Consider the following 26,995-nt stretch of genomic DNA (forward strand, 5'->3'; position numbering starts at 1 on the left):
CTAACTCATATGATCAAACCATGTTTGAAGGATCAAACATTAAGCTTTATATTTTTTTACAATGACGGTAGCATTGTGACCACCAAACCCAAATGTGTTGCTCAACGCCGCATTTACGGTACGTTTTTGCGCTTGGTTGAATGTAAAGTTCAATTTATTATCTATTTCCGGATCGTCCGTAAAATGGTTTATTGTCGGTGGCACAATATCATTCTGTACCGCCAAAATAGACGCGATTGCTTCAATAGCACCCGCAGCTCCCAAAAGGTGTCCGGTCATTGATTTCGTCGAACTGATATTCAATTTGTAAGCATGCTCACCAAACAGATCGACAATAGCTTTAGTTTCGCTAATATCGCCTACTGGTGTAGAAGTGCCATGCACATTGATATAGTCAATATCTGAGAAATTCAGACCTGCATCATTGACAGCCATTGTCATGGCCAGTTTGGCACCCAAACCTTCCGGATGCGAAGCTGTAATATGATGTGCATCAGCACTCATGCCGCCCCCGGCGATTTCAGCATAGATCTTCGCTCCTCTGGCCAAGGCATGTTCTAAACTTTCTAGAATCAAAGCGCCAGAACCTTCTCCCGAAACGAAGCCATCTCTGTCCTTATCAAAAGGGCGAGACGCTGTTTTAGGATCATCATTTCTTGTTGACAAGGCATGCATGGCATTGAAGCCACCAATCCCCGCCTCATTTACTGTTGCTTCCGAACCGCCTGTAACAATTACGTCAGCTTTTCCCAATCGGATATAGTTAAAAGCATCAATCATGGCGTTGGTTGCAGATGCGCAGGCAGACACTGCCGAAAAGTTGGGGCCACGAAGGCCATGGCGCATAGAAATATGTCCAGGAGCAATATCAACAAGCATCTTGGGAATAAAAAAAGGATTGAAACGTGGTGTCCCATCCCCTTTGGCAAAGTTGGCAACCTCTTCCGTAAAAGTGGTCAGCCCCCCAATTCCCGAGCCCCAGATTACTCCAATACGATTGGTATCTAATTTTTCAAAATCTAAGCCAGCATCTTTGATTGCCTCATCAGTAGAAGCAATCGCATACTGTACAAAAGGATCGACTTTACGAGCTTCCTTACGATCCATAAAATCATGTGGATCAAACCCCTTTACCTCACACGCAAACTGAGTTTTAAATTTTGACGCATCAAAATGCGTAATAGGAGCAGCTCCGCTTACACCATTTATTAATGCCTCCCAGTAAGCCGGGACAGTATTACCAATTGGTGTAAGGGCGCCTAATCCTGTTACTACTACTCTTTTAAGCTCCATTTATTACGATTAGCCTAATTAAATTAGTTAGTTAACGTTTTTTTCTAAATAAGCGATTGCTTGACCAACAGTACCAATAGTCTCTGCTTGATCATCAGGAATAGCAACGTTGAATTCTTTTTCAAACTCCATGATCAACTCAACAGTGTCAAGTGAATCAGCACCTAAATCATTAGTGAATGAAGCTTCTGGTGTTACTTCGTTTTCGTCAACACCTAATTTTTCAACGATAATTGCTTTTACTCTTGAAGCGATATCTGACATGATTTTATAGTTTAATTGTTTAATAAATCTGTGCAAAGAAAAATAAATTTCATCAAAATTCAAACCTAAATTGATATTTAGATGAAAGTCACCATGTTAGGCAACGGAACTTATTCGCGTCTTATACTAGCTAACCCACTCTATATTAACTTAGTTCAAGTATAACAAAAATTATTTTGTATTCCAAACGCTCAGCTAATTAACTCAATTTTTACACAAAAAGTATATTCCGGCCTTAAAATAATTAGTACCTTCGTTAGCACAGGAACGAATAAAATTAACAATAAAGTGGTCAATAAGTTAGTAGCACGGTTAGATATGGATATGGACGAAGAACTGGATTTTATCCTGCTTGCCATCACTTGCCCGCTTAAAGATTACCGCCTCTGCCACTTCATCAATAAAGAGACGACACTCAACTTTTCAAGAGGAAAAGAAAGCAAGTACGATCACGATGGCCGTCCTAAAAATAAATCCGAAGAGGAGCTGGAATACCATATCATCTTTGATGCCAAGAAAAAAATAAGCTACCATTTTACAGCCTTTCATTATCTTAGCCCCGACTCGGATACAGAATATTTTCTGATCAACAACAAAAGCATCGAGGGGACCTTTTTAATTCCTGAAAATCCCAATTTTGATTTCTTCATCATCATCAAGAATTATATCTGCGAAGAGGACGTAGAACATATAATCAAAAGGATCAGCAAATTACCGGAAGTCGTCATTGCAAAAGAAATATCGCCAAAAATATTGAAATCTAAAGAAAATCTCATATTTTAGCCGACCGTAGGTTAGTGTAGCAAATACACCCACCTTAAATCTAAATGAATTCGATTTAGTTTATGACAAGACACAACAATACAGCCTGCTGTTTGTTGTGATAAATGAAGAACATTAAAAAATACAAGATAACAGATGGAAAAAGTTCAAAAAAGGACTAAAATTGTCGCAACATTAGGCCCTGCTTCGGCAGACAAACAAGTTTTGACCAACATGATTGCTAAAGGGGTTGATGTGTGCCGGTTGAATTTCTCTCATGGCAGCCAGGAAGATCACCTTAAGGTAATCGAAACTATAAATGCAATTAACAGCGAAACCGGATTCAATGTGGCCATCTTAGCCGATTTACAAGGTCCCAAGATCAGAATCGGAAAAATGAAAGAAGGAGGCGCAATCCTCGTTAACGGTGCAAAAGTTGAAATTACGACCCATGAACTCATCGGAGACGAAAATAGGATCTACATTACATATGAGAACTTTCCAAACGATGTTGAAGCCAACGAAATCATATTACTTGATGACGGAAAACTTCAACTTCGTGTTTTAGAGACCAACCATAAAGATGCTGTGACCTGCGAAGTTGTGCACGGCGGCGTGTTAACATCCCGTAAAGGCGTAAATCTACCAAACACCAAAGTATCTATCCCCTCATTGACAGAAGAAGATCTAGACAATTTAAATTTTGCTCTGGACCATGGTGCTGACTGGATCGCAATGTCGTTTGTACGTTCGGCCGATGATATCGCCCAATGTAAAAAAATCATCGAAGCGAAAGGAAGCCATGCCCGCGTAATCGCCAAAATCGAAAAACCTGAAGCCATCGAAAATATTGATGCTATTATTGAAGCTACCGACGCGGTGATGGTGGCACGTGGAGATTTAGGGGTTGAACTTCCAATGGAAGAAGTGCCGGGACTGCAAAAAATCATCGTTCAAAAATGTAGAGATCTGTCTAAACCTGTTATCATCGCAACCCAGATGCTTGAAAGCATGATCACAACGCCACGTCCTACACGTGCCGAAGTGAATGATGTGGCCAATTCTGTATTGGACGGAGCAGATGCTGTCATGTTGAGTGGTGAGACTTCCGTTGGCGAATTCCCTGAAATTGTCATCGAAACCATGAGCAAAATCATTATTCACGTGGAACAAACATCTTATCCATATTATAATGAGAAAGTTAGTGAGATCCACGACGGTACTCTGATTCCTGATGCAATTTGCGCTTCATCGGTATACCTGGCACAGAAAACTGACGCTTCTGCAATCGCGGTACTGACTTCTTCTGGCGCGACGGCATTCGAGATCGCCAGCTACAGACCCAATGTGGATATCCTGGTATTCACAGGCACACAGAAATTACTGAAACAACTCAGCTTATTATGGGGTGTCAAGACATTTATCTACGACAAATTCGAAAGCACTGACGGTTCCATCCATGACGTGAATAAGTTTATCGTAAAAAACAACTATGTCAAACCGGGCTCTATTATTATCAATACAGCCTCTACACCACTGATCGAAAAAGGCAAAACAAACACCATCCGTGTTTCCCAGCTGTAATGAAACAGCAATAGAAATAAAAAACGGGGTTCTTGAATTCAAGAACCCCGTTTTTTATTTCTTCGGATACAGGGAATCTATCCGTAATTTAAAATCCTTGACTTTTACAGAATCTCCCAGCATCCTGTTCCGCAGGGTATCTACCCTATTCTTCCTTCTGGGTATCCTGCCCGTTCCCGGCATCGGAGCGAGACTATCCACATTTTTGAACTTTTTTACCGGCATCTTATATTTTGCCGAACTGGTATCCAGGCCGAGAACCGGCATTTTGGACGGTCTATCCTGCAGCAAGGGGCGCTGCTCTTTCAATTTCACCTGACCGAAGGCTATTCCGGCTATAAAAGATAATGCCAATGACAATACATAACTTTTCATAACACAACCTATTTTTAATCACTAATTTACAACAATCAGAACCCAAAAATAAAGTTATTGCTGTTAAACATTGTTAAAACCGCATTAAAACAAGTTAGCATCTTTATATTTGTAACAAAGCTCTCATCAGCCGGAAAAAGAAAAATTTAAATGAAAAAAAATAGTATTGTATTGATCATTGGACTGATGTCGCTAGCCCTCGTCGGAGTGCTGGCTATGCAATTCTATTTTCTGCGGGACTCCTACCGCCAAAAGTCCCAGCTTTTTGACGAATCCGTCAATGCGGCCTTAACCGCTGTTGCCGGCAAACTCGAAAGACGGGAAGTCGTGGACTTTGCAAAAGTGCAGCAAGAGCGTAATATCGAAAAATCCAAACGGGAACAGGCGAAACAGCAACTTTTGGCCGAACAGGTAGAAATACAATATAAGATTGAACGTCTGAAAAGCAAGCAACATGCGATATATGCCAAGTATAAAGAACAGGAGGATCAACTACGTGCCTTATATCCCAATGTGATCGAAATCAAAAATTCGTTTTACGAAACCTATATCAAAAGACCCGAATATCAGAAATATATCAAATTCTCGGTCTCAAATGAGCTGACCGATGATAATCTTGTACAAGCTTTTATCGTACTGAATGCTTCAAAGGTAGACAACCCGGTCGACGGCAAAGATGACAGCACCCGTTTTGTGATTCCATTGATTGATCCAATGGCTAATCTACAGACAAAATTCAGGGTGGCCACACTGCCCCCCAAAGAAGATTCGAAACTTTCAAAAACCATCTCTGACCTGGAGAAAAGACTGGATTTTCTGAACAGGCAAAACTCTTGGCAGGTTTTCAATGTCTATGACTCCGTGGCCATGCTGGGAGGCAAAAAGGCAGACTATATCGAGGACGTCGCCATCGGTATGGAGCTGGCAAACAGACCACTGAAAGACAGGATCAACATCATTACTGTCCAGGACCTTTTGAAGGATGAATTGGCTCAGCGCGACATCAAAGTCCCCTTTAATATTGAGATTTGGAGCACAACCAATATTTTACTGACCAACATTCTGAACGAAGCTACGTTAAACAACTCGAAGAATACCACGAAATACTCGACCCCTTTATTTAAAGGGGATATCGGTGCAGCACCGGGCAAACTTACAATCTATTTTCCCAACAAAAAGGCCATTATTGCAGACAACATGGGCTATCTGTTGCTGCCAATGCTTGCATTATTGTTCTTGTTGGTCGGCTGTTTTGCCTATACGCTCATTATCATTTTTAGGCAGAAGAAAGTATCCGAAATGAAAACGGACTTCATCAACAACATGACTCACGAGTTTAAAACACCTGTAGCTACGATCATGATTGCAAGTGAATCGCTCAAAGATCCGGATATTAATGCGGATCACAACCGCGTGCAAAAACTGGCCAATATCATTTACGACGAAAACGTACGTCTGGGCAACCATATCGAGCGGGTACTTGATCTGGCGAGGCTGGAAAAGGAGACCCTGAAACTTAACCGCGAAGATGTACATATCAATGATCTTGTCTCAGCGGTCACAGATAGCATGCAATTGCGGATGCAGAATATCGGCGGAAAATTCAGCATCGACCTGGCCGCCACAAAAGATCTCGTCGTAGGGGACGAGCTGCATTTTTCGAATGTATTCTACAACCTTTTGGACAATGCGATTAAATACAGCAAAGGCAACCTGCACGTCCAGATTAATTCCAAAAATACAGGGGACAGCATTGTTGTCACGATCACGGATAACGGGATCGGCATGAGCCGCGACCATCTGCAAAAGATTTTTGACCAGTTTTACCGCATCCCCACAGGGAATGTTCATAACGTTAAAGGTTTTGGTCTGGGACTGAGCTATGTTCAGGATATTTTAAGAAGACTCAACGGCAGGATTACCGTAAAAAGTGAGAAAGACAAAGGCACAACCTTTGAAGTAATTTTGCCCTTAAAAAAATAACACGTTCCTTTTTTGTATATTCAAGGAACATTAGTGAAAATTAATAGATTCATTATGCAAAAGATATTATTAGCAGAAGATGATCCCAATTTGGGGGATCTTTTAAAGGATTATCTCGAATTAAAGGGAAAGTTTGATGTTACGCTCTGCACTGATGGAGATGAAGCTGTTTCCCAGTTCAAAAAGAACGATTATGACTTATGCATTTTTGATGTCATGATGCCCAAAAAGGATGGCTTTACCGTCGGGCGTGAAATCCGTAAAATAAACAGTACCGTACCGATCATCTTCGCCACTGCCAAAGGCATGATGGAAGATAAGACCGAAGCCTTTGAACTGGGCGGCGATGACTATATTACCAAACCATTCCGTGTGGAGGAACTTCTGCTGCGTATTAATGCCCTGCTGAAACGTAGCGTAAGAGACAAAGAAGAAGAAGTCGTCGCTGACAAATTTGAAATAGGAGACTACTACTTTGATTATACCAGCCAGCAGATTTCTTACAAAGGTCAGACACAGAAGCTATCTACAAAAGAGGCCGAATTGCTACGCTTGCTTTGCCTGAAGAAGAATGATGTATTGACCCGTGAAGAGGCGCTGTTAAAAATATGGCACGACGACAACTATTTTACCGGAAGAAGTATGGATGTATTTCTCAGCAAATTGCGCAAATATCTGAGGGAAGATAGTAAAGTAGAAATTGTCAATGTGCACGGAAAGGGCTATAAGCTGCTGGTCAGCTAAAACAAGGGCAGATGGAGACAGTAATAGGTCTCCATCCGCCGTTTTAATGAAAAGAAGAAAATAAAACATTTTTATCTTTAGCAGATTATAAAAAATAAATGCGCTTTTATAAAAAATTTGCATATCAGAAATAAATGTTCTAACTTAGCCTCGCTTATAGAGAAAGGCAGAGGGAATAGACCCGATGAAGCCTTAGCAACCTGTCTCTTGACAAGGTGCTAAATTCTACCCTACTTAATATGGGAATGATAAGCCGAAGTCACCGAATTCTAGTGTGTCCTTCTCTCTAGCAAGAAATATAGTTGAAAAGAAACATTAAAAACATCATTATGTTATTGACTAACAATTTAGGTTACCCGCGTGTGGGCGCATTCCGCGAATTGAAAAAAGCCAATGAGGCCTATTGGGCTAAAAAATCTTCTGTTGAGGAATTATTGGAGGCAGCAAAAAAAATTCGTGAGGGCAATTGGAAAACGCAAAAAGATGCTGGAATAGATTTAATTCCTTCTAACGACTTTTCTTTTTATGATCAGGTACTGGACTTAAGCCTTACGGTAGGTGCAATTCCAGCCCGATACCACTCACTATTGAGCAAGGTAGATAATAATTACAGCTTAGATTTATATTTTGCTATGGCTCGTGGTTTCCAGCAAGATGGAATCGACGTGACTGCCATGGAAATGACCAAGTGGTTGGATACCAACTACCATTACATGGTGCCTGAATTCACCAAGGACCAACAATTCAAGTTGACTTCTGAAAAATTTCTGAATGAATATAACGAAGCGAGATCGTTGGGCATCGAAACGAAACCAGTTTTATTGGGCCCGATCACTTACCTATTGATCGGTAAAGAGAAAGAAGCTGGATTCAACCGCATCGACCTATTGGACAGATTAATTCCTGTATACGAACAGATCTTAGCTAAATTGGCTGAGGCCGGTGCGCAATACGTTCAGATTGATGAGCCATTCCTTGCATTGGATCTGGATGAAAAAGTAAAAGCGCTGTATCAGCCTACTTTTGAGAAGCTGGCAGCTGCAGCCAAAAACATTAAATTGATCGCGACAACTTATTTCGAAGCTTTAAAAGACAATGAGGATATCGCTGTCAATTTGCCGGTTCATGCCTTGCATTTGGATCTGGTACGCGGCGAAAATCAACTGGATACCGTATTACCAAAAGTACCTGCCTCTCTAACCCTATCTTTGGGTATTGTGGAAGGGCGTAACATCTGGAAAAACGACTATGAAAAATCGTTGGTTAAAATCAAACAGGCCGTAGATGCTCTGGGCAAAGACCGCGTCTGGATCGCGCCATCATCATCACTACTGCATGTTCCGTTCGACCTGGACAACGAACACAACGAGCAGTCATTACCGGCTGAGGTGAAAAATTGGCTGGCTTTCGCAAAACAAAAATTAGCCGAAGTAAAAGACCTTGCTGTATTGGCAGATGGTGAAGTAGACGCTGCGACCGCAGAACGCTTTGAAGCAAACAAAGCTGCTGCAGAAAGCCGCCGTACTTCCCCATTGATCCATAGACCCGAAGTAAAAGAACGCACCAACAATATCACCGATGACGATGCAAAACGTACATCACCATTCGCTGTACGTAAAGCTGCACAACAGGCTAAATTTAACTTGCCTGCATTTCCAACGACGACAATCGGTTCTTTCCCACAGACAAAAGATGTGCGCAAATGGAGAGCAGACTTGAAAAAAGGCGCTATAACGCAAGAAGAATACGATAAAGCAATCGCAGAGGAAACAGAAAATACAATCCGTCTGCAGGAGCAATTGGACATCGATGTATTGGTGCACGGCGAATTCGAACGTAATGACATGGTCGAGTACTTCGGCGAACAGCTGGCTGGATATGCGTTCACGCAAAATGGCTGGGTGCAGTCATACGGCTCGCGTTGTGTAAAACCACCGATTATCTACGGAGATGTGTACCGTCCAAAAGATATGACCGTACGTTGGTCATCCTATGCACAGTCCTTGACAAACCGCCCTGTAAAGGGAATGTTGACCGGTCCTGTAACGATTCTACAATGGTCTTTTGTACGTAACGATCAACCTCGTTCAACGACGACTTACCAAATCGCGCTGGCCATTCTGGACGAAGTACAAGCATTGGAAAAAGCAGGGATCAAGATTATTCAGATTGACGAGCCTGCAATCCGTGAAGGGTTGCCATTGCGCAAAGCTGACCAAAAAGACTACCTCAACTGGGCAGTACGTGCGTTCCGTGTATCTTCATCCAACGTTGCCGATGATACACAGATCCATACACACATGTGCTATTCAGAGTTCAATAATGTGATTGAAGACATCGCTGCTATGGATGCCGACGTCATCACAATTGAAACTTCACGTTCACAGATGAAACTATTGAATGCTTTCGCCGGAGATTTCAAATATCCAAATGATATTGGCCCGGGCGTTTACGACATCCACTCTCCACGTGTACCGAGCAAAGACGAGATGGTAGACCTATTGCGTAAAGCAAAAGCGGTCGTTCCAGCTGAACAACTTTGGGTCAATCCTGACTGTGGACTGAAAACTCGCGCATGGCCAGAAACCAAAGCAGCTTTAGAGTCTATGGTTGAAGCAGCAAAAACTTTAAGAGCCGAATAATTCTTAAACTATATCGTAAGAGCCCAAGGTGAGATCCATCTTGGGCTTTTTTGTCACTCGTGATAACCGTCGGTAGTAACAGAGGCAGCACTATATTTAGTCAGCTTACATCGGCTTTTTCCGGACGAGCAGAATCCAGTTGTTTTCCAATATCAGATAGCCCATTTCATATATAAAATTGTATACCTGTCCTTTGGAATTGACATAGGTATGGGTATGAAACTTAAAATCAAACCCCTTGCGTTTTAACTTTTCCTGCTGAACCTTTACCATCCCCTCCCCGTTCAGCGTCTCCAAAAGAATTCGGCGGTTTTTACGCAGTATATTATTGACATTACGGACTAGGTTAGTCTGGTCACTATTCAGCTTATTGTTATACGCGTTGCGGCAGGAATCATCGCAAAAGCGTTTATCGGATCTCCCTCGTACAGTTTGCCCGCATTCCAAACAAGTTCTTTCCATCGGATTCATTATAAAAATAAACGACAACAAACGGTTACAATCGACTACAGTCGAATACAAATGGTAAATAGACGGCTATTGTTTCATTCGCTTTTCATCTTTGTTCAGGGTCTTTTCACATGTAGAGAAGACAATGACTTATAACTAAAATTAAGAATTATCGCAAACATTTAAAAATCAAAGCTATGAGTACATTAAGAAACAAAGTACAGTTAATTGGTCATTTAGGAAATGATCCTGTCATCAAAACCACGACTACGGGGACAAGTTATTCGATTCTGCGCCTTGCCACCAACGACCTTTTCAAGAACAAAGCCGGTGAGTGGGTGGAAGAAGTACAGTGGCACACACTCGTCGTCTGGGGCAACCAGAATAATACCATCGAAAAAAAATGTAGCCGTGGGACTAAATTAATGGTCGAAGGCAAACTTACCTATCGGCAATATGAGAACGCAGACGGCCTTAAACAATATGTAACAGAAATAAAGGTAGACAGTTTCCTGATCTTGTCCGAGCGAAATTCTCCAAAAGACGATCTGCCTGCGCCAGAGGAACAAGAAGAGGATCCATTACCCTTCTAGCTTACGTGTTCAAACAAGAAGCAGGAATGTATGTTATTCCTGCTTCTTCGTCATCGCAGTGATTTTAGTCCAATTGGCCACCATCCGGTTTCTCTTGCCAGTATGTCGCCACCAGATTTAAGCGGACCTGCATCACCAATGAATACGGCACAAGAAGGACGCTCCCGTATAGCGCGCTGATTAGACGCGTTCAAATTTTCCGTATAGCTTCCAGAAGTAAGCCTTCTCTGCCAACACAAAGTCCACTTTTTTCCAGGCATTCAATACCAAACTGATCTCCTTCTCTTCAAGAAGGTACTTGCCTATAAAAAATTCACCGGACGAAAAATAAAGACCGAAACTGTCAGGAAGCGTATGCAGAAGTTCTATATCAACTTCCTCAAAAAACAAAACAGATTGTGCATTCACTTTAAAATCACCGGGAGCAGGAATGGTATCGACAAACTCCACAGCCATGAAGCGACTTCTGCTTTGTAATGGAAATTCAATGACCGGCAGTTCACTCAACCTGGTCAGGTAACTGAATACATCCAGTAGATTTTCCCGCTGCAACAACGGAACCTGCACCAGCCGCTTTGTACTTGCCATAGAAATTTCCGGCTGAAAATAATCGTTAAAATTCAGAATCTCGTTGACCGATAAATTCTTCTCAATAAGATGTTGCACAGGAATGCCAAAATAATTTGCAATCTTCAAAACAATTTCAATCTTCGGTTCGGCACGCATCTCTTCGTAAGATGAAATATTCCCCCTAGTAAGGTTAAAAATATCCCCAAAGGCCTGCTGACTCAATCCCTTCACTTTTCTCAGCTTCTTAATATTGTTTCCGACGTTACTCATTTAAAAAAAAATTAATTTTTTCTTGCAAAATATTTTTGCAATTCGCTATCTTTATGCAAAGAATATGTGCAATATATAAAAAACTTGATTATGTACTTCTCAAAAATTGAAAATTATATCGCCAATATAGGTTATCACATTACCCATAAGGACGAAAAAGAAGGTGTATTTGTTATCGAAAATGAAGATGACGGCATCCGCAATCTTATTGTCGGGATTGCACAACCCATCATCATATTTGAGCAGTATCTTTTTACCATAACCAACGAAAATATTGACATGTTCAAATCCCTGCTGATCAAGAATAGAGATATTATCCACGGCGGATTTGCGTTAACAGAGGATGGCCGGAAAGTGATCTTCCGGTACACTTTACAAATACACAATCTAGATCAGAATGAATTCGATGCGGCCATTAATTCGCTAAGTCTTTTGATCAGCGAATATTACAATCAATTAATAAGTTTTTCAAAATTATAGAATAATGAATATTTTTAAGAGAATTTTCAGAATCGGTCAGGCCGAAATCCACGCTGTAGTGGACAAAATGGAAGACCCCATCAAGATGACGGAACAGGGTATCCGTGAAATGAAAGAAGACCTGGAACAATCACTGGAGGCTTATGCAAAAGTAAAAGCCTTGGCGATACGTACCCAGAACAATGGTGAAAAGAAAAAAGAAGAAGCGAATGCGTTCGAAGATAAAGCCATATTGTTGTTGAAGAAAGCCCAGAATGCAGAGCTTACAGCCGATAAAGCAGAAGGCTTAGCAAAGGAGGCTCTATTACTGAAAAAACAATTATTGATCGAAGCAGCTGAATTGGAAAAACAGGCAGCCATACACCAGAGGTCTGCAGAAGAACTGCACAAAAATGTAGATATCCTCAAATTCAACATCACCAAGTGGGAAAATGAGTTATCGACGTTAAAGGCTAGAGTGAAAGTTTCCAACGCGGCCAAAATGGTCAATCGTCAACTGGCCAATATCGATTCTAATAGCACCATCTCTATGCTCGAACGCATGAAAGAGAAGGTGGAAGAAGACGAAGCACTGGCCAAAGCCTACGGAGAGATCGCGGCAGGCAACAAAAGCAAAATCGATGAAATTAATGAGACTATCGGCGGCTCGGATACCGTCAATAATGAGCTTGAAGAGTTAAAGAAAAAATTAGATAACGATGAAAAAATTTGAATATAAAACTGTCAAGATAGAGCCAACAGGTTTTTGGGGAACCAAGCTGGAGCCAGAAATGATAGATAAGATCTTGAATGACCTGGGCAACCAAGGCTGGGAATTAATTGCCATGCAAGACCTCGAGGTCAATGGCAACTCATGGTCCTTCCACTACACATTCAAAAGAGAGAAAATCTAATAAAATAATACTATGGCAGAACTAATCAATATCTTATTCAACCCATTGTCAAATGGAATTATGACTGTCCTTACCGGGCTGTCCGTAGTGTATTGGTTATTTATGTTCTTAATGGGCGATGGTGTGCATCTATTTGACGCGGATGCGGATATAGATGTACACCCTACTCCGGATGTTGCGGAAGTTGACGGTTCCCATGAGGCGGACGGACCGGATCAGGCTCATCAGCAGCACGGTCATGCTGACAGCCACAGCGAGCTCGGCTTTTTCGCCAAAGCAATGGATTACATCAATGTAGGAAAAGTACCCATCATGCTGATCGTCACCCTCTTTAAGTTTGTAGGATGGGTGATCACAATCTTGTCATCATTATTTATCGATGTCGCCTCCTGGGGCATAAAGTCCGTTCTGATCCTGATACCTGTATTTATCATCACTTTTATCCTGATGCATTTTCTTACCAAACCGCTAGCAAGAATGTTTAAAAATATCGGGTACAATGGCGAAGAAAGCCATGACTTTCTCGGCCGCATGGGTAAAATGCGTGCCAGTATTGAAGGTAAAAAAATTGGCTCAGCCGAATTTATTATCCAGCAAGATCCGATCCGCCTGAATGTCGTCAGTCACAATGGAGATAAAATCAGCTATGGAGACGATGTCATCATCGTTGATGAATCCAAAGACAAGAAGTATTATTATGTTACCAAAGAAATCACTATAGAAAATATTTGATGCTTGTGCATTTGTTCCTTCTCAATAATCTTAAATCTAAATAAATACTAATCATATGCTATATCAACCTCTTTTATTTTTGAGCGGCCTGAACGGAATAATCCTTCTGATCGTCGGGCTTGCTGTCTTTTTGATTTTTGCATTCTTCGTCGTACTGAGTGCATTTTATAAAAAAATACCGCAGGGCAAGGCAATCGTACGGACCGGGGTCGGCGGCACTAAAGTCGCCTTCAACAAAGGAATGTATGTGGTGCCTGTCTTCCATAAGATGGAAATCATGGATATCTCGATCAAAAAAATTGAGATCGCCCGTATGCAGGGTGAAGGCTTGATCTGCAAAGACAATATCCGTGCGGATATTAAGGTAGCTTTCTTTGTCCGAGTCAATAAGAACGTGGATGATGTGGTCAATGTCGCGCAAAATCTCGGATGTGACCGCGCCAGCGAGCCCGAAACCCTAAAGAATATTTTTGAATCCAAATTTTCTGAAGCACTGAAAACCGTCGGTAAAAAGTTTGATTTTATCGAACTATATGAAGCCCGTCGAGAGTTCCGAGACGAAATCCTGGACATCATCGGCACTGACCTCAATGGTTATATATTGGACGACTGTGCCATTGATTACCTCGAACAGACAGATATTGAACACCTCAACCCAAACAATATTTTGGATAGTGAAGGTATCAAAAAAATCACCGAACTGACCGCAAAGCAAAATATCAATGCCAATTTTATCCGCCGTGATGAGGAAAAACTGATCAAGAAACAGAATGTTGAAGCCCGCGAAGCTATTTTGGAACTGGACCGCCAGCTTGCTGAGAAAGAAGAAAAGCAAAAGCGTGAAATTGACAACATTCGAGCACGCGAAGAAGCGGAAATCGCCAAGGTCCGCGAAGAAGAACGCTTAAAATATGAAAGTGTGCGTATTGCGACAGAAGAACAGCTCGCCGTGCAGGAAGAAAACAAATTGCGACAGATCATTATTGCTGAGAAAAATAAACAGCGAACCGCCGCTGTCGAAACAGAACGCGTGGAAAAAGACCGTGCTTTGGAACAGACAGAACGGGAACGGATTGTTACCTTGGCACAGATCGACAAAGAGCGTTCGATTGAAACGGAGAAAAAAAGTATCCAGAACGTGATCAAAGAACGTGTGCAACTGGAGAAAGGTGTTATCGAAGAACAACAAGGTGTCAGAGATATTGAGGTGTTCCGCGAGGTAGAGCGTAAGAAACAGGCCGGCGTGATTGCAGCATCGCAAGAAGCCGAAGAAAAATTAATCTCTACTGTAAAAGCAGCCGAAGCCGCGAAGATTGCTGCTGAACAAGAAGCTGAGAAAAAAGTAATTGACGCTGAAGCTGCGCGTAAAATTGCCGAAAAGCGGGCTCAGGAACTATTGATTGATGCCGAGGCGAAAAAAGAAGCTTCACTCAAAGAAGCCGAAAGCCGAAAAATTATAGCCGAAGCTCAAGCGAAAGAAGAAGCAGCCTTAGGTCTATCAGAAGCCGAAGTAATGGTTGCAAAAGCGGAAGCCGAAGAGAAACAAGGCACCGTCGAAGCGGCTATCATCGAGAAAAAAGCGGAAGCTATGCGCAAAGAAGGCTTAGCTCAGGCAGAAGTTGTCCGCGAAAAGGCACTAGCAGAAGCAAAAGGAATAGAAGAAAAAGCCGAAGCCATGAAAAAACTCGATGGTGTGGGTAAAGATCACGAAGAGTTCAAACTGCAATTACAGAAAGAACGCGATATCGATCTTGCACAGATCAATATCCAGAAAGATATTGCCGCCGCACAGGCTGGCGTGCTGTCGGAAGCGCTCAAATCCGCCAAAATCGACATCGTCGGTGGCGAAACCCTGTTCTTCGAGAATATCGTCCGTCAAGTGTCCAACGCTAAGGGCTTCGATCAGCTGATCGATAACTCCAGACATGCGAGCGATATCAAGGCCGCACTGCTGGGGCCGGATGGAAAGGGCGACCTTGCCGACAAAGTCCGGGGGCTCGCTGATAAATATGGTATCTCTTCCAATGATATCAAAAACCTGACCGTCTCTGCTGCGCTGATTAAACTACAGCAGGCAGCTTCTGCTGCTGACAACAGCGAAGACACTGGATTTATCAATTCGCTATTCGGACTAGCGAAAAATCTGGGAATATCGAACAAAAAAATAGGTTCATAACCACCATGCATCAGTCATCCTGAGCCGGCGTATTCTTCAGAGCTCAGGATGACTTACAAAAATTCAGTTCCACCATGATTCGAATTTCGATTCTTTATGCCCTGCTAGTTATGCAGGTTTGCGTTACTCACGCACAGACTGTGCAGCAGCGGTTAGATTCATTGTTTCAGTCGCTCGACAAGGATGGCGAATTAAGCGGCGCATTTCTCGTAGTAGACAGCGGTAAAATTGTGTACGAACATTATACAGGCTTCGAAAACCCAGCAAAAACGGAAAAGATAACTAGCCATAGCCGCTTTGAACTGGCTTCGGTAAGCAAACAGTTTACAGCCATGGCCATTATGCAGCTGGAAGAGCTGGGCAAACTTTCGTATGAAGATGATATCACCCGGTACTTCCCGCAATTGAAATTTAAAGATGTACGGATTAAAAACCTATTGCGCCATACTGCTGGAATACCCGAGTTTTTGGGCTGGGATCCAAAGTGGATCGATACAAAGAAGATAAATACAAACCAGGATATTCTTAAGGTCATTGAGGCCAAAATTGACAGCACCGCGTTTAAACCGGGCGATCAATATGCTTATTCAAACACAAATTATGTCCTCCTGTCTCTGATCGTCGAAAAAGTCTCGGGACAGCCCTTTGCAGACTATATGCACCAGCATATATTTAAACCGGCAGGAATGAAAAGCACGTCCGTATTCTCTGCACGTTCGCACAAAGCAGACCTGAAAAACTATGCAAAAGGAATGGCCTACGACGCTAAAACTAAAAGTTTTAAATTGGTTGACAACATGGCCGGCTTCGGATATGTCAGCTATTTTGACAGTATCACTGGACCGTATGGTATTAGCAGTACCGCACAGGACCTGTTTAAATGGAATCAGGCCATTCAAAACAATGTGCTTTTAAAGCGCGATAACTTTCTGAAAGCCATTTCTATCGATACGCTCAACAGCGGAAAGCCGATTAAAATGGGAGGTTTATACTACGGGTTTGGCTGGCTATTTACCGACAGTACCGACAATGCAAATAAGATGCACTTCCACACCGGCGGATATCCTGGCTACAAAAGCATTCTCGTTCGGGATTTTAAAAACCAACGTTATTTTATCGCGCTGCTGAATAAATGGAACACCATTGATGTTTATCCGCTCACGACAGGGGTCAATGCCTGCTTCCAGCACAAAAACGTGCCAAAAATAGAACGCGAACCGCTTAATGGGGCAACCACCCTGATGGACTTTCAAATAAAGCAGCTCCTGGGGACTTACGAATTTGCGCAGCAGCCCCAACTGAAATTTAAAATCACAGCCGATGAGCAAGGTAATCTATTTGCGCAGTTATCTGGCCAATCTACCGTTCAGGTGTATCCTAAAAATGACCTGGAACTATTTTATACCGTCGTGCAGGCCGAACTTAAATTCAGCAAGGACAATGACCAAGTTACAGCTCTGACGCTGTACCAAAATGGACAGGAGCTAAAATTCAACAAAGTTAAATAAGTCAGAACCACCTTATGCCAGAAGAAAACGTAATACAGCAGGCCGATTCCCTTGATCAGGGAGCATATGAGATTATCCGAAAGCGCCTACTTACACAGAAAGAGGAGCTATCGGCGCGGCTCCTGCAACTGAATGAGGCCCGTAAAGAAGTCTTTAATTCCACAAGCTTTATCCTCAAAGCCAACCAGCGCATCAGCACGGAAAACAACTGTGTCGCACGCGGTATTTTAGCACTGGACAAACTATGCATATTTGGTTATAACGTTCACTTCGGTTTACGCACCGAAATTAAGCTAGAAGACGTCTTCAGCATTTATAGCTTTGAGAATAATCAGTTTGTGCCGCAACCGCTTGATCTCATCAACGACGCAAGTTTCATCGCAGACTATCAAAATCTTTATAAATATTACCGGGACTCTATTTTTTCCAGGTTTCGCCGAACGGAAAACTATTTGTACATGATCTTCCAGACCAGCAAAAATGCGGCTGATCTCAAGGCATTCAAATGGCTGATCAAGGATGGGAAACTACAATATCAGGACGATCGCAGCATACACGAGGTCAAGTTGCCCAATCAGTTTGAGTTTGACTGGACAAAAACGACACTCGAAGATCGCCGGCTTGGCAAATATCCCCATATCTCGATCATGGACAAAATCTTTATCGAAGCCATCAACGGGGATATCACTTTTAAGATCGAAAACAATACCGATACCGGCAAGGGGATCTATTCAGAGAAAGTTGTCAACGCCGATCAACAATTGGACGATGCCGATTATTATTACGCCGATCTTGGCAATCTCATCGGAGTGCGTATCAAACCTTATCAGGAAGATTTCAGAGCATTTGTTTATAACCAGCGGACCAAGGAGGTCGTTAACCTTAAGTCACTGAATGAGTCAGCGATATTGCTGCCCGATAATCAGGGAATTATTTTTTCCAATGGCTATTATCTGCAAAACGGCACGCACAAAGTATTTGATGCCCAGTTTGAGCACGTCACATTCCTCAGACGGATCGCCTCGCCCAACGGTGAAGACTTTCTTTACATCTTTTGCCAGGAGGATACCAACACGTATATTCTGTTATCTTACAACATCATCCAGCAGGCGGTGGAAACGCCTATTATCTGTAATGGCTTTACCTTATTCAAAAATGGAAGTCTGATCTACTTCCGTACCGAAGCTGAAGCAACAAGGCATCATCAAGTTCAGATCTGGGAAACGCCATACATGGCCATGCTGAAAGAAAATGAACAAAAGAAAGACGATCCTGTCTACAGGGTAGGCAACAAACAGATCGTGCAAGCCATGGCCGAAGCCCAGGAAGTTATCCAGCTCATCAACAAGGAGGATAGCTACGAAGGGCTCTATGAAGATATTCTCAAGAAATCCACTGTTCTCCTTGATTCCTACTTCTGGATCAAAGAGGATGCTCTTTCAAACCTTGGGCAGCCACTGGAACAAATCAAAGAAGTCGCCAATACAGCCATTGATGAGTTTGTCAAAGTGCAGGCACAGCGCAAACATGCAGAGGAGTTGAACTCAAGTGCCGAGAAGAAAATGGAAGAGCTGACTTTTTCAATCAACAGTACTGTTGTGGAAAAACTTGATCAGCTGGTGCATCAGCTGGCAGACTCCCGCCGCCTTCAGGGCGAAATCATAGACCTCAAGAATGTTAAGTACATCAATGTCGAACGCATAGATAATTTATTGGACAAGTTGCACGGCATTACCTCTGCACTGGCCGACAAAACGATTGCCTTTCTCCTCCGCGATGAGGCCCTGCGTCCTTATGAACAGAAGGTGAAAGAGCAAAAAGAGCATGTGGAAGCGATCACAAAAGTGTTTGATGCCAAAACCATTGAGGAAGCCAATGCAACGATATCCAGTGAACTTGAGCTACTAATCGATATCCTCAACAGTCTGAAAATCGATGATTCTACACAGACCACCAAAATCATCGAAAAAATATCCATGATTTTCTCGTCGTTGAATGAAGTACGTGCGCAGCTAACACGTAAACTTAATTCCTTAAGAAGTACAGAGGCCATAGCTGAGTTTTCTGCACAGCTGACTTTATTGGAACAGTCTGTCGCCAATTTTCTTGAGCTGTCGACCAGTACCGAAAAAGTGGACGAATACTATACCAAAGTAATTGTGCAGCTCGAAGAACTTGAAAGTAGGTTTTCAGAATTTGATGATTTCGCACTAAAAATTGCCGACAAGCGTGATGAAGTCATCAAAGCATTCAATTCACGCAGGGAACAGATTGTAGAACAGATCAACAAACGGACTTCAGCTCTTGAACAAATCGGGCTCCGTGTACTGAAAAACATTGAAAATAAATCCAGAACTTTCGCTACCCGGGAGGAGATCCTCAGCTTTTATGCTTCAGATCTGATGATAGACAAAGTCCGGCAGCTCGTACAGGAACTCAAAGACTTACAAGATGTGTCGAAAGCCGAAAATCTGGAAAATCAGCTTAAAAAATCTCAGGAGGATGCCCTGCGCATACTACGCGACAAGAACGATTTGTTTGTTGACGGCAAAAATATCATTGCCTTGGGCAAGCATAAATTTTCGGTCAATAACCAGTCACTCAGCTTAACCCTGCTCCGCAAAAACGATGAGTTATACTTTCATCTGACCGGAACTAGTTTCTATCAAAAAGTCAACAATTCAGAGATCAACAATTTCAAAGATATCTGGGACCAGGAATTGCTGTCTGAAAGCAAAGGGGTCTATCGGGCAGAATATCTCGCTTATAAAACATTCTTGGCGTCAAAGGGAAAGCTGGACTTTGATGCGGCGCTATTCATCAATCAAACGGTCGAACAGCATTATTCAGAAGGTTATGTAAAAGGAGTGCATAATGCAGATGCTCTCTTAATTTATGACACCATCAAACAGCTGGATATTAAACTTGACCAGCTGCGGTACGATCCGCATCTCCGCAGTATGGCCCAGCTTTTTTGGCATACTTTACCGGAAGAACAGCGCTTAAAACAAAAGGCACTGATCCATTCAACATATACCATCCTAAAAACGTTTCCGAATTCAAACAGGTATGAATCTGTCATTGAGGGGCTCGTCAAACTGATCAACGACTGGGACACACATTTAGATCTGTCGGACATCAACATACAGGACTTGGCCACCTATATCTTCCAGACGTTGACGAACTACAATAAGTTTGTCATCAGTGAACAGTCCGATGAGCTGACAAAAGCATTTATCCGCCTGCTTGAGAGCAGAAAAAGCTATAAACTGTTCGAGGCCGACATTCAAAATGAGCAGTTCAGTCTTACAGACCGTTTTTATCTCGCCTTAAATTGGTTGAATTCGTTCATTGATGAGCATGAAGAATACATGTCTTCGCGCAGGTACATTGAAGAAGCAGCAATAACTTTACTCTATCCTAAGGAAGATACGCAGCTCATTATTGCCAAAGACTACGCGCACATCACGGGATTAAAGGGCAATCACCCAGTCTTGCACAATGGCGAGCAGGCGATTCAATATCATGAGTTTCTTAACCGGCTTACTCACTTTGCCAATTTTAATGTATCCCGATTTATGGCTTTTGCCGCGCTGAAGGAACAGCTTGTACGGACTTATACAAAGGAACTGAAAATCGGAGAATTTGAGCCTAAGGTGCTCACATCTTTTGTTCGCAACAAACTTATCAACGAAGTTTACTTTCCACTGATCGGAAACAACCTTGCCAAACAACTAGGCGCTGCCGGTGACAACAAACGTACCGCCCGCATGGGCATGCTGTTGCTGATTTCCCCTCCCGGCTATGGGAAGACGACTTTGATGGAATATCTTGCTAAAACCATGGGCCTACATTTTGTCAAGATCAATGGTCCGACCATCGGCCATTCCATCACCTCAATAGATCCCGTTGAAGCGAAAACCTCGGGAGAGCGCGAAGAACTGAAGAAGATCAACCTCGCTTTTGAAATGGCAGACAACGTCATGCTTTATCTCGACGATATACAGCACTTAAATCCAGAGTTTCTGCAAAAATTTATATCACTTGCTGATGGACAGCGTAAAATTGATGGTATTTTCGAAGGTGAAAGCAAAACGTATGACCTCCGCGGCAAGCGTTTTTGCATTGTGATGGCCGGAAACCCTTACACCGAGAGCGGCTCCAAATTTCAGATACCAGACATGCTAGCCAACCGTGCCGATGTCTATAATTTGGGCGACGTTATCGGAGACACCGAAGCACTTTTCAACCTCAGCCTAATTGAAAATGCCGCCATTGAAAACAGCTATCTGGAGAAGATCGCTAGTAAATCGTTCAATGATTTCTATGCTTTAATTAACTATGCTCAATCGGTCATGGAGCAGTTACCCGATTTAGAAGGCAATTACCTGAAGCAGGATATAGATGATTTTGTGGCCGTAGTCAAACATGTCTTGAAAATAAGAAATGTTGTCATCAAGGTCAATCAAAATTATATCCAGAGCGCGGCTATGCAGGACAATTACCGTACCGAACCGCCGTTCAAACTGCAGGGTTCGTACCGCAATATGAGTAAGCTGGTGGCACAGGTAGTACCGATGATGAATGACCGGGAAATAGATCAGCTCCTGCTCGCCCACTATGAAAGCGAGTCGCAGACACTGACAGCGGATACTGAAAGTAATCTCCTAAAGTTAAAGGAATTGGCTGGGCTGCTAAACCCTATTGAACTGGAACGTTGGGAAATCATCAAAGAAATCTTCCGCAAGAACAATAAACACGGTGGACTGGCCAAAGACGATAAAGTATTCGGTCAGCTACTGGACTTCAATGAAAATCTGGAAGGTATTATTCAGGCAATTCGGGAGTATAAGAATTAAGATTTTCTACTGCTATCCCAGCTGACTTTTTCAGGTCTGTTCAGCTGGCATAGCAGTGTGATTGATACGATTACTATCAAAATTTTTTAACATCATTGAATTCATACATCCGTTTATCGACGGAAATTGCGGAATAGGAAGGTTATCGCAAACTCTGATTCCAACGCAGCAATATCCTGTTTTTGAGTTTTTACCCATTGAGAGCATAATCAAACAAAAACAAGATGAGTATGGGCTGTTGAATAAAATATTTTAAGGAAGTCTAGGGAACAACGATTAACAGCATATCAATTCAAGCAATTCCTTACGTAATGAACAGCAAATCTATATTCGACATTCGGCCATACAATTATCTATATTGGAATGATTCATAAATTTATTAAGCAAAAAACACTTATAATTGCGACCAGCGTAATTTTCCTTCGATTTTCTGCTTTCTAATTTCAAGAAGCATCAAATAGCAAATTTGAACCAATAGTTCCATCTCCTCTATTTTGCAATGGATGTAATACCAACCAGCTAGTCTATTGCATATTCTATGTTCCACCAGATCATCGATTATTTGTCTATAGGACCGAACCTTCCACTCGCGCTCAAATATCGAACCGATCAGATCCTGCAATTCAACTGGGCGATCAGGAGATATTGCCTTAAGAAGCTCGGTAATTCTTCGATTGATTTCGTCTTTTTCCATTACTTCTCCGTCAATTGCCCTCGTAAAATCATAAGGCAAAATATTACATTGAATATTTATCCATACAGTCTCAATAAGTATTCTAATCTCACGCCCCATTTGGAATATATCTCGGTTCGAACGCGAATCATTGCTATCTTCTTCTCTAGATTTATATAAATAATTTAAGTCCGCGATATAATCGTCCAAGCTTTTACTGCTGAAAACATGTTCCAACCAGAAATACGGATTATATTGATCCACAGCGTCAATATCCAAGTCCATATCTTTATAAGAAGTACGACTATTAAACAGATATATTGTCGGATATTCTACAACACTCGATAAAAAATCAGGCCTACTAAACAGATACAATGACTCCAGGAGATTTAACAAAAACCGTTGCGTCTTAATTGGATTTTCATCGCTTTGAACGAATTCCCATAAACCGCCTTCTTGTTCAGAGGCATATAACCAATCATCCAATAATTTTAGCCAGCTGACGACGGATATTTCGTTATAAAATTTGTTCAGCACGGCATAAATATCGCTGGCTTCCTTTAAGGTCAAACTGGTAATATCTCCATAAAACCCACTCAATCCAGAATTACGTTGCCTAAACTCAGCCGATTGTGCTGACTTCTTCAAATAAAAGGGGTTTTTGGCATAAGTAACTGATTCCTGTTCAAACCGGATCTGATATTTATGGTCTTGAAAAACCAAGTCCCATCCGTAATTCACTAAGAATTTGAGTCGCTTGATGAGTTTAGAATAATCTTTCTCCGTTTGTTCATAACTCAGTATATCCCTTGTCATTTCATTCAGATCTTGTTTCAGTTCCCACAGCTTATTTTTTTCAAAAAATCTTTTTAATTCTTCTTGCTGGCATTCAATGATATGATCCCCTTCTTCAGGATATTTAATATGATATTTTGTCTCCATAATTATTTTAACCTCTATTATACTACTTCATTAGAATTAAATAATACGACCATCTTCTGCTCAAAGGCTATCTTAGCAATTTCAAATAAACGTTCAAGCTCAACCATATCGGGAATGTAACGTTTCATACGCAAAGTATCTTCATCCAAATCTTCAAAGTCAGCTGCACTCCAATTTATATAAGCATCAATATCTTTTTTGATCTGCCCCCTTAATTGTGGAAGCACCCTCGTTGCCATTTCTTCAAGTTCCCTGCACGATTTGCTTAAAGCCGGAACATCCAACAAAAATGTGCCTATCACCAAGTGGTATATCTGTTTTAAACATGATGATATTAGGGCATAAGCTAGATCGGGAATAACTCCTTCCTCACATAATAGTGTTTTACATATTCTCAGCATCTGTTCCGTATCTTTAATCCGGTTATCGAATTTCCATGAAAAACTTTTTTGGGAATTCTTCACCGACAGGTCGTCTGCTCCTACCAAACGATACGGACTGCCAGAAAACACTAAAAATTCAGGTCGACAATGAGCCATATAATAAAAATGCTCATCTTCAAATCCTTCTTCCCACTCCTCTGAAAACATATTAAATACAACGGTACGCTGTTTCAAACATGCAAGTTCAAGAACACTCCTTACCATCGGCTCTTTCCTATGTAAATCATGTTTCCAGCCTTCGAGTACCAAAATAATTTCCACACAGGCTTTGACATCATACTTTTCAATGGCAGGATGCGGTATTAGAAACATTCGTCTGGGTTCCAATACGGCAACGATTAAATCCAACAGTGGTTTCAGCGAAGAGTACTCCCGATCGATCTGGAGCAAACCGCCGATCTCACGCATCCAGCGTTCAAATTCACCACTCCGCTCTCCAGGATGGAGATAAATATGGTTTGTGGTGGTAGCTTGGTTAGTTTCGGATTTGCTACCGTAGATTATTTGATTACCATGTATGTTATTCATAATCTTAAAAATTTATATTGGTTTATAATTTTATCACTTGTTTGAAACATTACTAAACTGGTTTGCGCCATGAAGCCCGACGTCTGCAGAAATCGATATTTCAAAACAAAAGTAAAGATAATCTATACAATTATAAAATTTTTAGATAAATTATTTTATAATTGTATGATAAACAGAAAAGAAGGGACCAATAATTTTGGCAGCTTTGTTAAAGTCAATATCATCATTATGGGAGCTTCTACCACATATACCGAATCTCAGGTACAACCCGAAACGGTCAAAGCAATTTTTAAAGCTTTAAAGGAGCCTTTCGAATCTAAGGAAATTCGTATTCCAAAGCATATTGAAAAAAGTGTAGAAGAAAGTATGGGGCAATTCAATGTAGGAAAATTAAATTTCAGAATAATTGCTTTATAGATATTTTGCCTCTCAGACTTCGGGAAAATATAAGGATTTTGAGAAATCAATATTGTGATGTCCGGAAATACGATTATCCGGTCTTCACAGCTCCCGAAGAAACGGTAAATATTCCATAATCGTCAATAAGCATCCGCTCCTTGATCACTCCATTGTAAGCCATAATCCGATCCAGTTCTTTCTGCGAACGTCGACGCATGACCCAGTCCTTTTTCTGATGACTGTTCAACACATAGGCGATCATTTTCAATTGTGGATGCCATGGCTGTCCGGTATAGACCAGATGGCTATTTTCCTCACAAATGGAAGTCGCGCCATGTACCGCCCTACTCGCCATTTCATTGTTGCCAAATAATTCGAAAATACCCGAGATCACCACAATATTAGGTTCAAATTCCAGTTTGCTGTAAGTCTCCGGATCAAAACAGTCGTAATTAGTGAAACGTATTCCCTGAAGACCTTTCTTCTTGATGATTTTCTCACCCACTGCAATATTGGGCAACATAAACTCGTTGATCACGATCTCCACTTCCGGATATTTTTCCTTGATGTCAAATAAATAATTTCCAGTGCCGCCAGCGATATCCAAGATTTTCACAGGCCGGCCTGTTGACTTGACCTGCGCAATATTCTCCTCCAATAGACGTAACAGATGCTGTTTACGTATACGGATTCCTTTCCAGCCGATCGCTTCCAAGTACCCCTTGTCGATGATTTTGCCTAACCCCAATCTGCCCTTCGGCTCATTGCGATAAACGTAATCCAATGAAATTCCTGAATCAAAACCAAACTGAAGCCCCAGGTTCATACCATGACTCAATGATCCGATCTTGCCTAAAGTCCATTTCTGTAAAGCATAGTTTAGTTTTTCAGCCGTAGGCATCACCTTATGGTACAATTTTTCATATTCTTTTACGGAAAATTCGTCGGGCTCCAGTCCCTTTTCGGGCCTTTGTCTAGCATAGGCTTTCGTCATAAAATCTTTTAAATAGGTATAGACTTTCTGTCTGTTGGATTCAAACAGGATACCATGATAAAAATTGCGCAGGGTAATAAATGTCTTTAGCTTGGAAGCGATGGATACGAAGAATTGCTTTTGCACCGAGTTTTTAACCACATAGTCCTTTTCGGCGGATAGCACAATCACGGGGATATCGATTGCGGCCGCATCATCGACAATACGCTCTCCGGCTTTCAATAGGTCGACCAATAAAGCGCCATTAATGGATTTTGAGATTAGGGGATCAGCATCATAAGCCTGTTGTTGCTCTACATCATGGGTCAGGACCTTCGCCTTGACATAGCTTTGGATAACAAGATCCTTTTTCAGCTTAGTTCCAAGCGCAATCATCTGGTTGGCCAGTGGTACATACAGTTTAATCTCAAAGGCAGGGGCCAATAAGGCCATACCTGCGATAGGAGGTGCAAAATCATGCACCCAAGCACTCACAATGACCCCAGCAATACTATTGGCGATGACAAAAACATCCTTTGTCTCAACTGCATATTCGGTGCGGATATAGGACACAAAACAGTCCAGATCGCGCACATTATCCATGAATTTCGGTGATACGGGCACCTTGGTATGACCATGTCCTCGCAGATCAAATGCAAAGATGGAATAATCGGCAAACTGTGGATCGGTAGCCATCTCCTGCAGCCGTTCTGAATGTTCATGCCCACGGTGCAATACAACTAAAGCCTTTTGTCCCTTTTGATAATTCCAAACACGATATAGCAGTTCCGCTTGATCGAAACTCTTAAAATAACTTGATTTCATCTTTTTATAATTTATTCCATCTATACAATGGCGT

General features: G+C 41.8%; 22 protein-coding genes and 1 riboswitch. Of the genes, 14 read left to right on the forward strand and 8 right to left on the reverse strand.

The annotated features are described in order from the left end of the window. Nucleotides 1-39 precede the first annotated feature (39 nt). Nucleotides 40-1,293: a beta-ketoacyl-ACP synthase II gene (gene fabF, locus FGL37_RS05100; protein ID WP_028070664.1), complete on the reverse strand. Its 1,254-nt coding sequence runs from the start codon at nt 1,291-1,293 to the stop codon at nt 40-42. Between the two features lie 27 nt (nt 1,294-1,320). Then, nucleotides 1,321-1,557 carry an acyl carrier protein gene (locus FGL37_RS05105; protein WP_028070665.1) on the reverse strand — a complete coding sequence of 79 codons (237 nt, stop codon included), beginning with the start codon at nt 1,555-1,557 and terminating at the stop codon, nt 1,321-1,323. Nucleotides 1,558-1,845: 288 nt separating this feature from the next. Here FGL37_RS05105 and FGL37_RS05110 point away from each other — a divergent pair, with 288 nt between their 5' ends. Beyond that, nucleotides 1,846-2,340, forward strand: a complete 495-nt coding sequence (locus FGL37_RS05110; RefSeq protein WP_232048638.1) for an IPExxxVDY family protein — start codon at nt 1,846-1,848, stop codon at nt 2,338-2,340. Nucleotides 2,341-2,475: 135 nt separating this feature from the next. After that, complete coding sequence (gene pyk / locus FGL37_RS05115) at nt 2,476-3,903, forward strand: pyruvate kinase (protein ID WP_028070667.1); 1,428 nt, start codon at nt 2,476-2,478, stop codon at nt 3,901-3,903. A 54-nt stretch (nt 3,904-3,957) separates the two neighbouring features. On the opposite strand, the gene FGL37_RS05120 is transcribed toward pyk, so the two are convergent. After that, the gene (locus FGL37_RS05120) at nt 3,958-4,278 is read right to left on the reverse strand and encodes a hypothetical protein (protein ID WP_028070668.1); all 321 of its coding nucleotides are present in this window, start codon (nt 4,276-4,278) and stop codon (nt 3,958-3,960) included. A 150-nt stretch (nt 4,279-4,428) separates the two neighbouring features. On the opposite strand from FGL37_RS05120, the gene FGL37_RS05125 reads away from it, so the two are divergent. From FGL37_RS05125 to metE, 3 genes are all read left to right on the forward strand, one after another. Then, nucleotides 4,429-6,261 carry a sensor histidine kinase gene (locus tag FGL37_RS05125; protein ID WP_028070669.1) on the forward strand — a complete coding sequence of 611 codons (1,833 nt, stop codon included), beginning with the start codon at nt 4,429-4,431 and terminating at the stop codon, nt 6,259-6,261. A gap of 54 nt (nt 6,262-6,315) precedes the next feature. Continuing rightward, nucleotides 6,316-7,005: a response regulator transcription factor gene (locus FGL37_RS05130; RefSeq protein ID WP_028070670.1), complete on the forward strand. Its 690-nt coding sequence runs from the start codon at nt 6,316-6,318 to the stop codon at nt 7,003-7,005. 151 nt (nt 7,006-7,156) lie between these two features. After that, nucleotides 7,157-7,260: riboswitch (SAM riboswitch) on the forward strand. A 74-nt stretch (nt 7,261-7,334) separates the two neighbouring features. After that, on the forward strand, nt 7,335-9,647 hold the full coding sequence (metE, locus tag FGL37_RS05135) for a 5-methyltetrahydropteroyltriglutamate--homocysteine S-methyltransferase (RefSeq protein ID WP_028070671.1): 2,313 nt from the start codon (nt 7,335-7,337) through the stop codon (nt 9,645-9,647). A gap of 105 nt (nt 9,648-9,752) precedes the next feature. On the opposite strand, the gene FGL37_RS05140 is transcribed toward metE, so the two are convergent. Then, a complete protein-coding gene (locus FGL37_RS05140; RefSeq protein WP_037533781.1) occupies nt 9,753-10,109 on the reverse strand; it encodes a hypothetical protein in 357 nt (118 codons plus the stop codon). A 185-nt stretch (nt 10,110-10,294) separates the two neighbouring features. On the opposite strand from FGL37_RS05140, the gene FGL37_RS05145 reads away from it, so the two are divergent. Beyond that, on the forward strand, nt 10,295-10,690 hold the full coding sequence (locus FGL37_RS05145) for a single-stranded DNA-binding protein (RefSeq protein ID WP_028070673.1): 396 nt from the start codon (nt 10,295-10,297) through the stop codon (nt 10,688-10,690). Nucleotides 10,691-10,870: 180 nt separating this feature from the next. Here the strand turns inward: FGL37_RS05145 and FGL37_RS05150 are convergent, their stop codons facing one another. After that, nucleotides 10,871-11,530 (reverse strand): helix-turn-helix domain-containing protein, encoded by a 660-nt coding sequence (locus tag FGL37_RS05150; RefSeq protein ID WP_028070674.1) that lies wholly within the window; start codon nt 11,528-11,530, stop codon nt 10,871-10,873. Between the two features lie 90 nt (nt 11,531-11,620). Here FGL37_RS05150 and FGL37_RS05155 point away from each other — a divergent pair, with 90 nt between their 5' ends. From FGL37_RS05155 to FGL37_RS05185, 7 genes are all read left to right on the forward strand, one after another. Continuing rightward, on the forward strand, nt 11,621-12,010 hold the full coding sequence (locus FGL37_RS05155) for a type III secretion system chaperone family protein (protein ID WP_028070675.1): 390 nt from the start codon (nt 11,621-11,623) through the stop codon (nt 12,008-12,010). A gap of 4 nt (nt 12,011-12,014) precedes the next feature. Further along, nucleotides 12,015-12,722 (forward strand): PspA/IM30 family protein, encoded by a 708-nt coding sequence (locus FGL37_RS05160; RefSeq protein ID WP_028070676.1) that lies wholly within the window; start codon nt 12,015-12,017, stop codon nt 12,720-12,722. Next, nucleotides 12,709-12,903, forward strand: a complete 195-nt coding sequence (locus FGL37_RS05165; protein WP_028070677.1) for a DUF4177 domain-containing protein — start codon at nt 12,709-12,711, stop codon at nt 12,901-12,903. Before FGL37_RS05160 ends, FGL37_RS05165 begins: the two co-directional genes overlap by 14 nt. Nucleotides 12,904-12,915: 12 nt before the next feature. Next, a complete protein-coding gene (locus FGL37_RS05170; protein ID WP_028070678.1) occupies nt 12,916-13,635 on the forward strand; it encodes an OB-fold-containig protein in 720 nt (239 codons plus the stop codon). A gap of 55 nt (nt 13,636-13,690) precedes the next feature. Next, a complete protein-coding gene (locus tag FGL37_RS05175; protein WP_037533750.1) occupies nt 13,691-15,811 on the forward strand; it encodes a flotillin family protein in 2,121 nt (706 codons plus the stop codon). Between the two features lie 74 nt (nt 15,812-15,885). Next, complete coding sequence (locus tag FGL37_RS05180; protein ID WP_081817915.1) at nt 15,886-17,319, forward strand: serine hydrolase domain-containing protein; 1,434 nt, start codon at nt 15,886-15,888, stop codon at nt 17,317-17,319. 14 nt (nt 17,320-17,333) lie between these two features. Beyond that, nucleotides 17,334-22,178, forward strand: coding sequence for a DNA repair ATPase (locus tag FGL37_RS05185; protein ID WP_028070681.1), 4,845 nt, complete (start codon nt 17,334-17,336; stop codon nt 22,176-22,178). A gap of 394 nt (nt 22,179-22,572) precedes the next feature. Here the strand turns inward: FGL37_RS05185 and FGL37_RS05190 are convergent, their stop codons facing one another. Beyond that, the gene (locus FGL37_RS05190; protein WP_028070682.1) at nt 22,573-23,793 is read right to left on the reverse strand and encodes a hypothetical protein; all 1,221 of its coding nucleotides are present in this window, start codon (nt 23,791-23,793) and stop codon (nt 22,573-22,575) included. Nucleotides 23,794-23,810: 17 nt separating this feature from the next. Then, nucleotides 23,811-24,764: a hypothetical protein gene (locus FGL37_RS05195; protein ID WP_028070683.1), complete on the reverse strand. Its 954-nt coding sequence runs from the start codon at nt 24,762-24,764 to the stop codon at nt 23,811-23,813. A 165-nt stretch (nt 24,765-24,929) separates the two neighbouring features. On the opposite strand from FGL37_RS05195, the gene FGL37_RS05200 reads away from it, so the two are divergent. Then, on the forward strand, nt 24,930-25,181 hold the full coding sequence (locus tag FGL37_RS05200; RefSeq protein WP_138096678.1) for a hypothetical protein: 252 nt from the start codon (nt 24,930-24,932) through the stop codon (nt 25,179-25,181). Between the two features lie 73 nt (nt 25,182-25,254). Here FGL37_RS05200 and FGL37_RS05205 read toward each other — a convergent pair whose 3' ends face one another. Continuing rightward, nucleotides 25,255-26,961: a bifunctional alpha/beta hydrolase/class I SAM-dependent methyltransferase gene (locus tag FGL37_RS05205; protein ID WP_028070685.1), complete on the reverse strand. Its 1,707-nt coding sequence runs from the start codon at nt 26,959-26,961 to the stop codon at nt 25,255-25,257. Nucleotides 26,962-26,995 lie beyond the last annotated feature (34 nt).

Origin of the sequence: Sphingobacterium thalpophilum, from assembly GCF_901482695.1 — a bacterium.
Classification (GTDB): Bacteria; Bacteroidota; Bacteroidia; order Sphingobacteriales; family Sphingobacteriaceae; genus Sphingobacterium; species Sphingobacterium thalpophilum.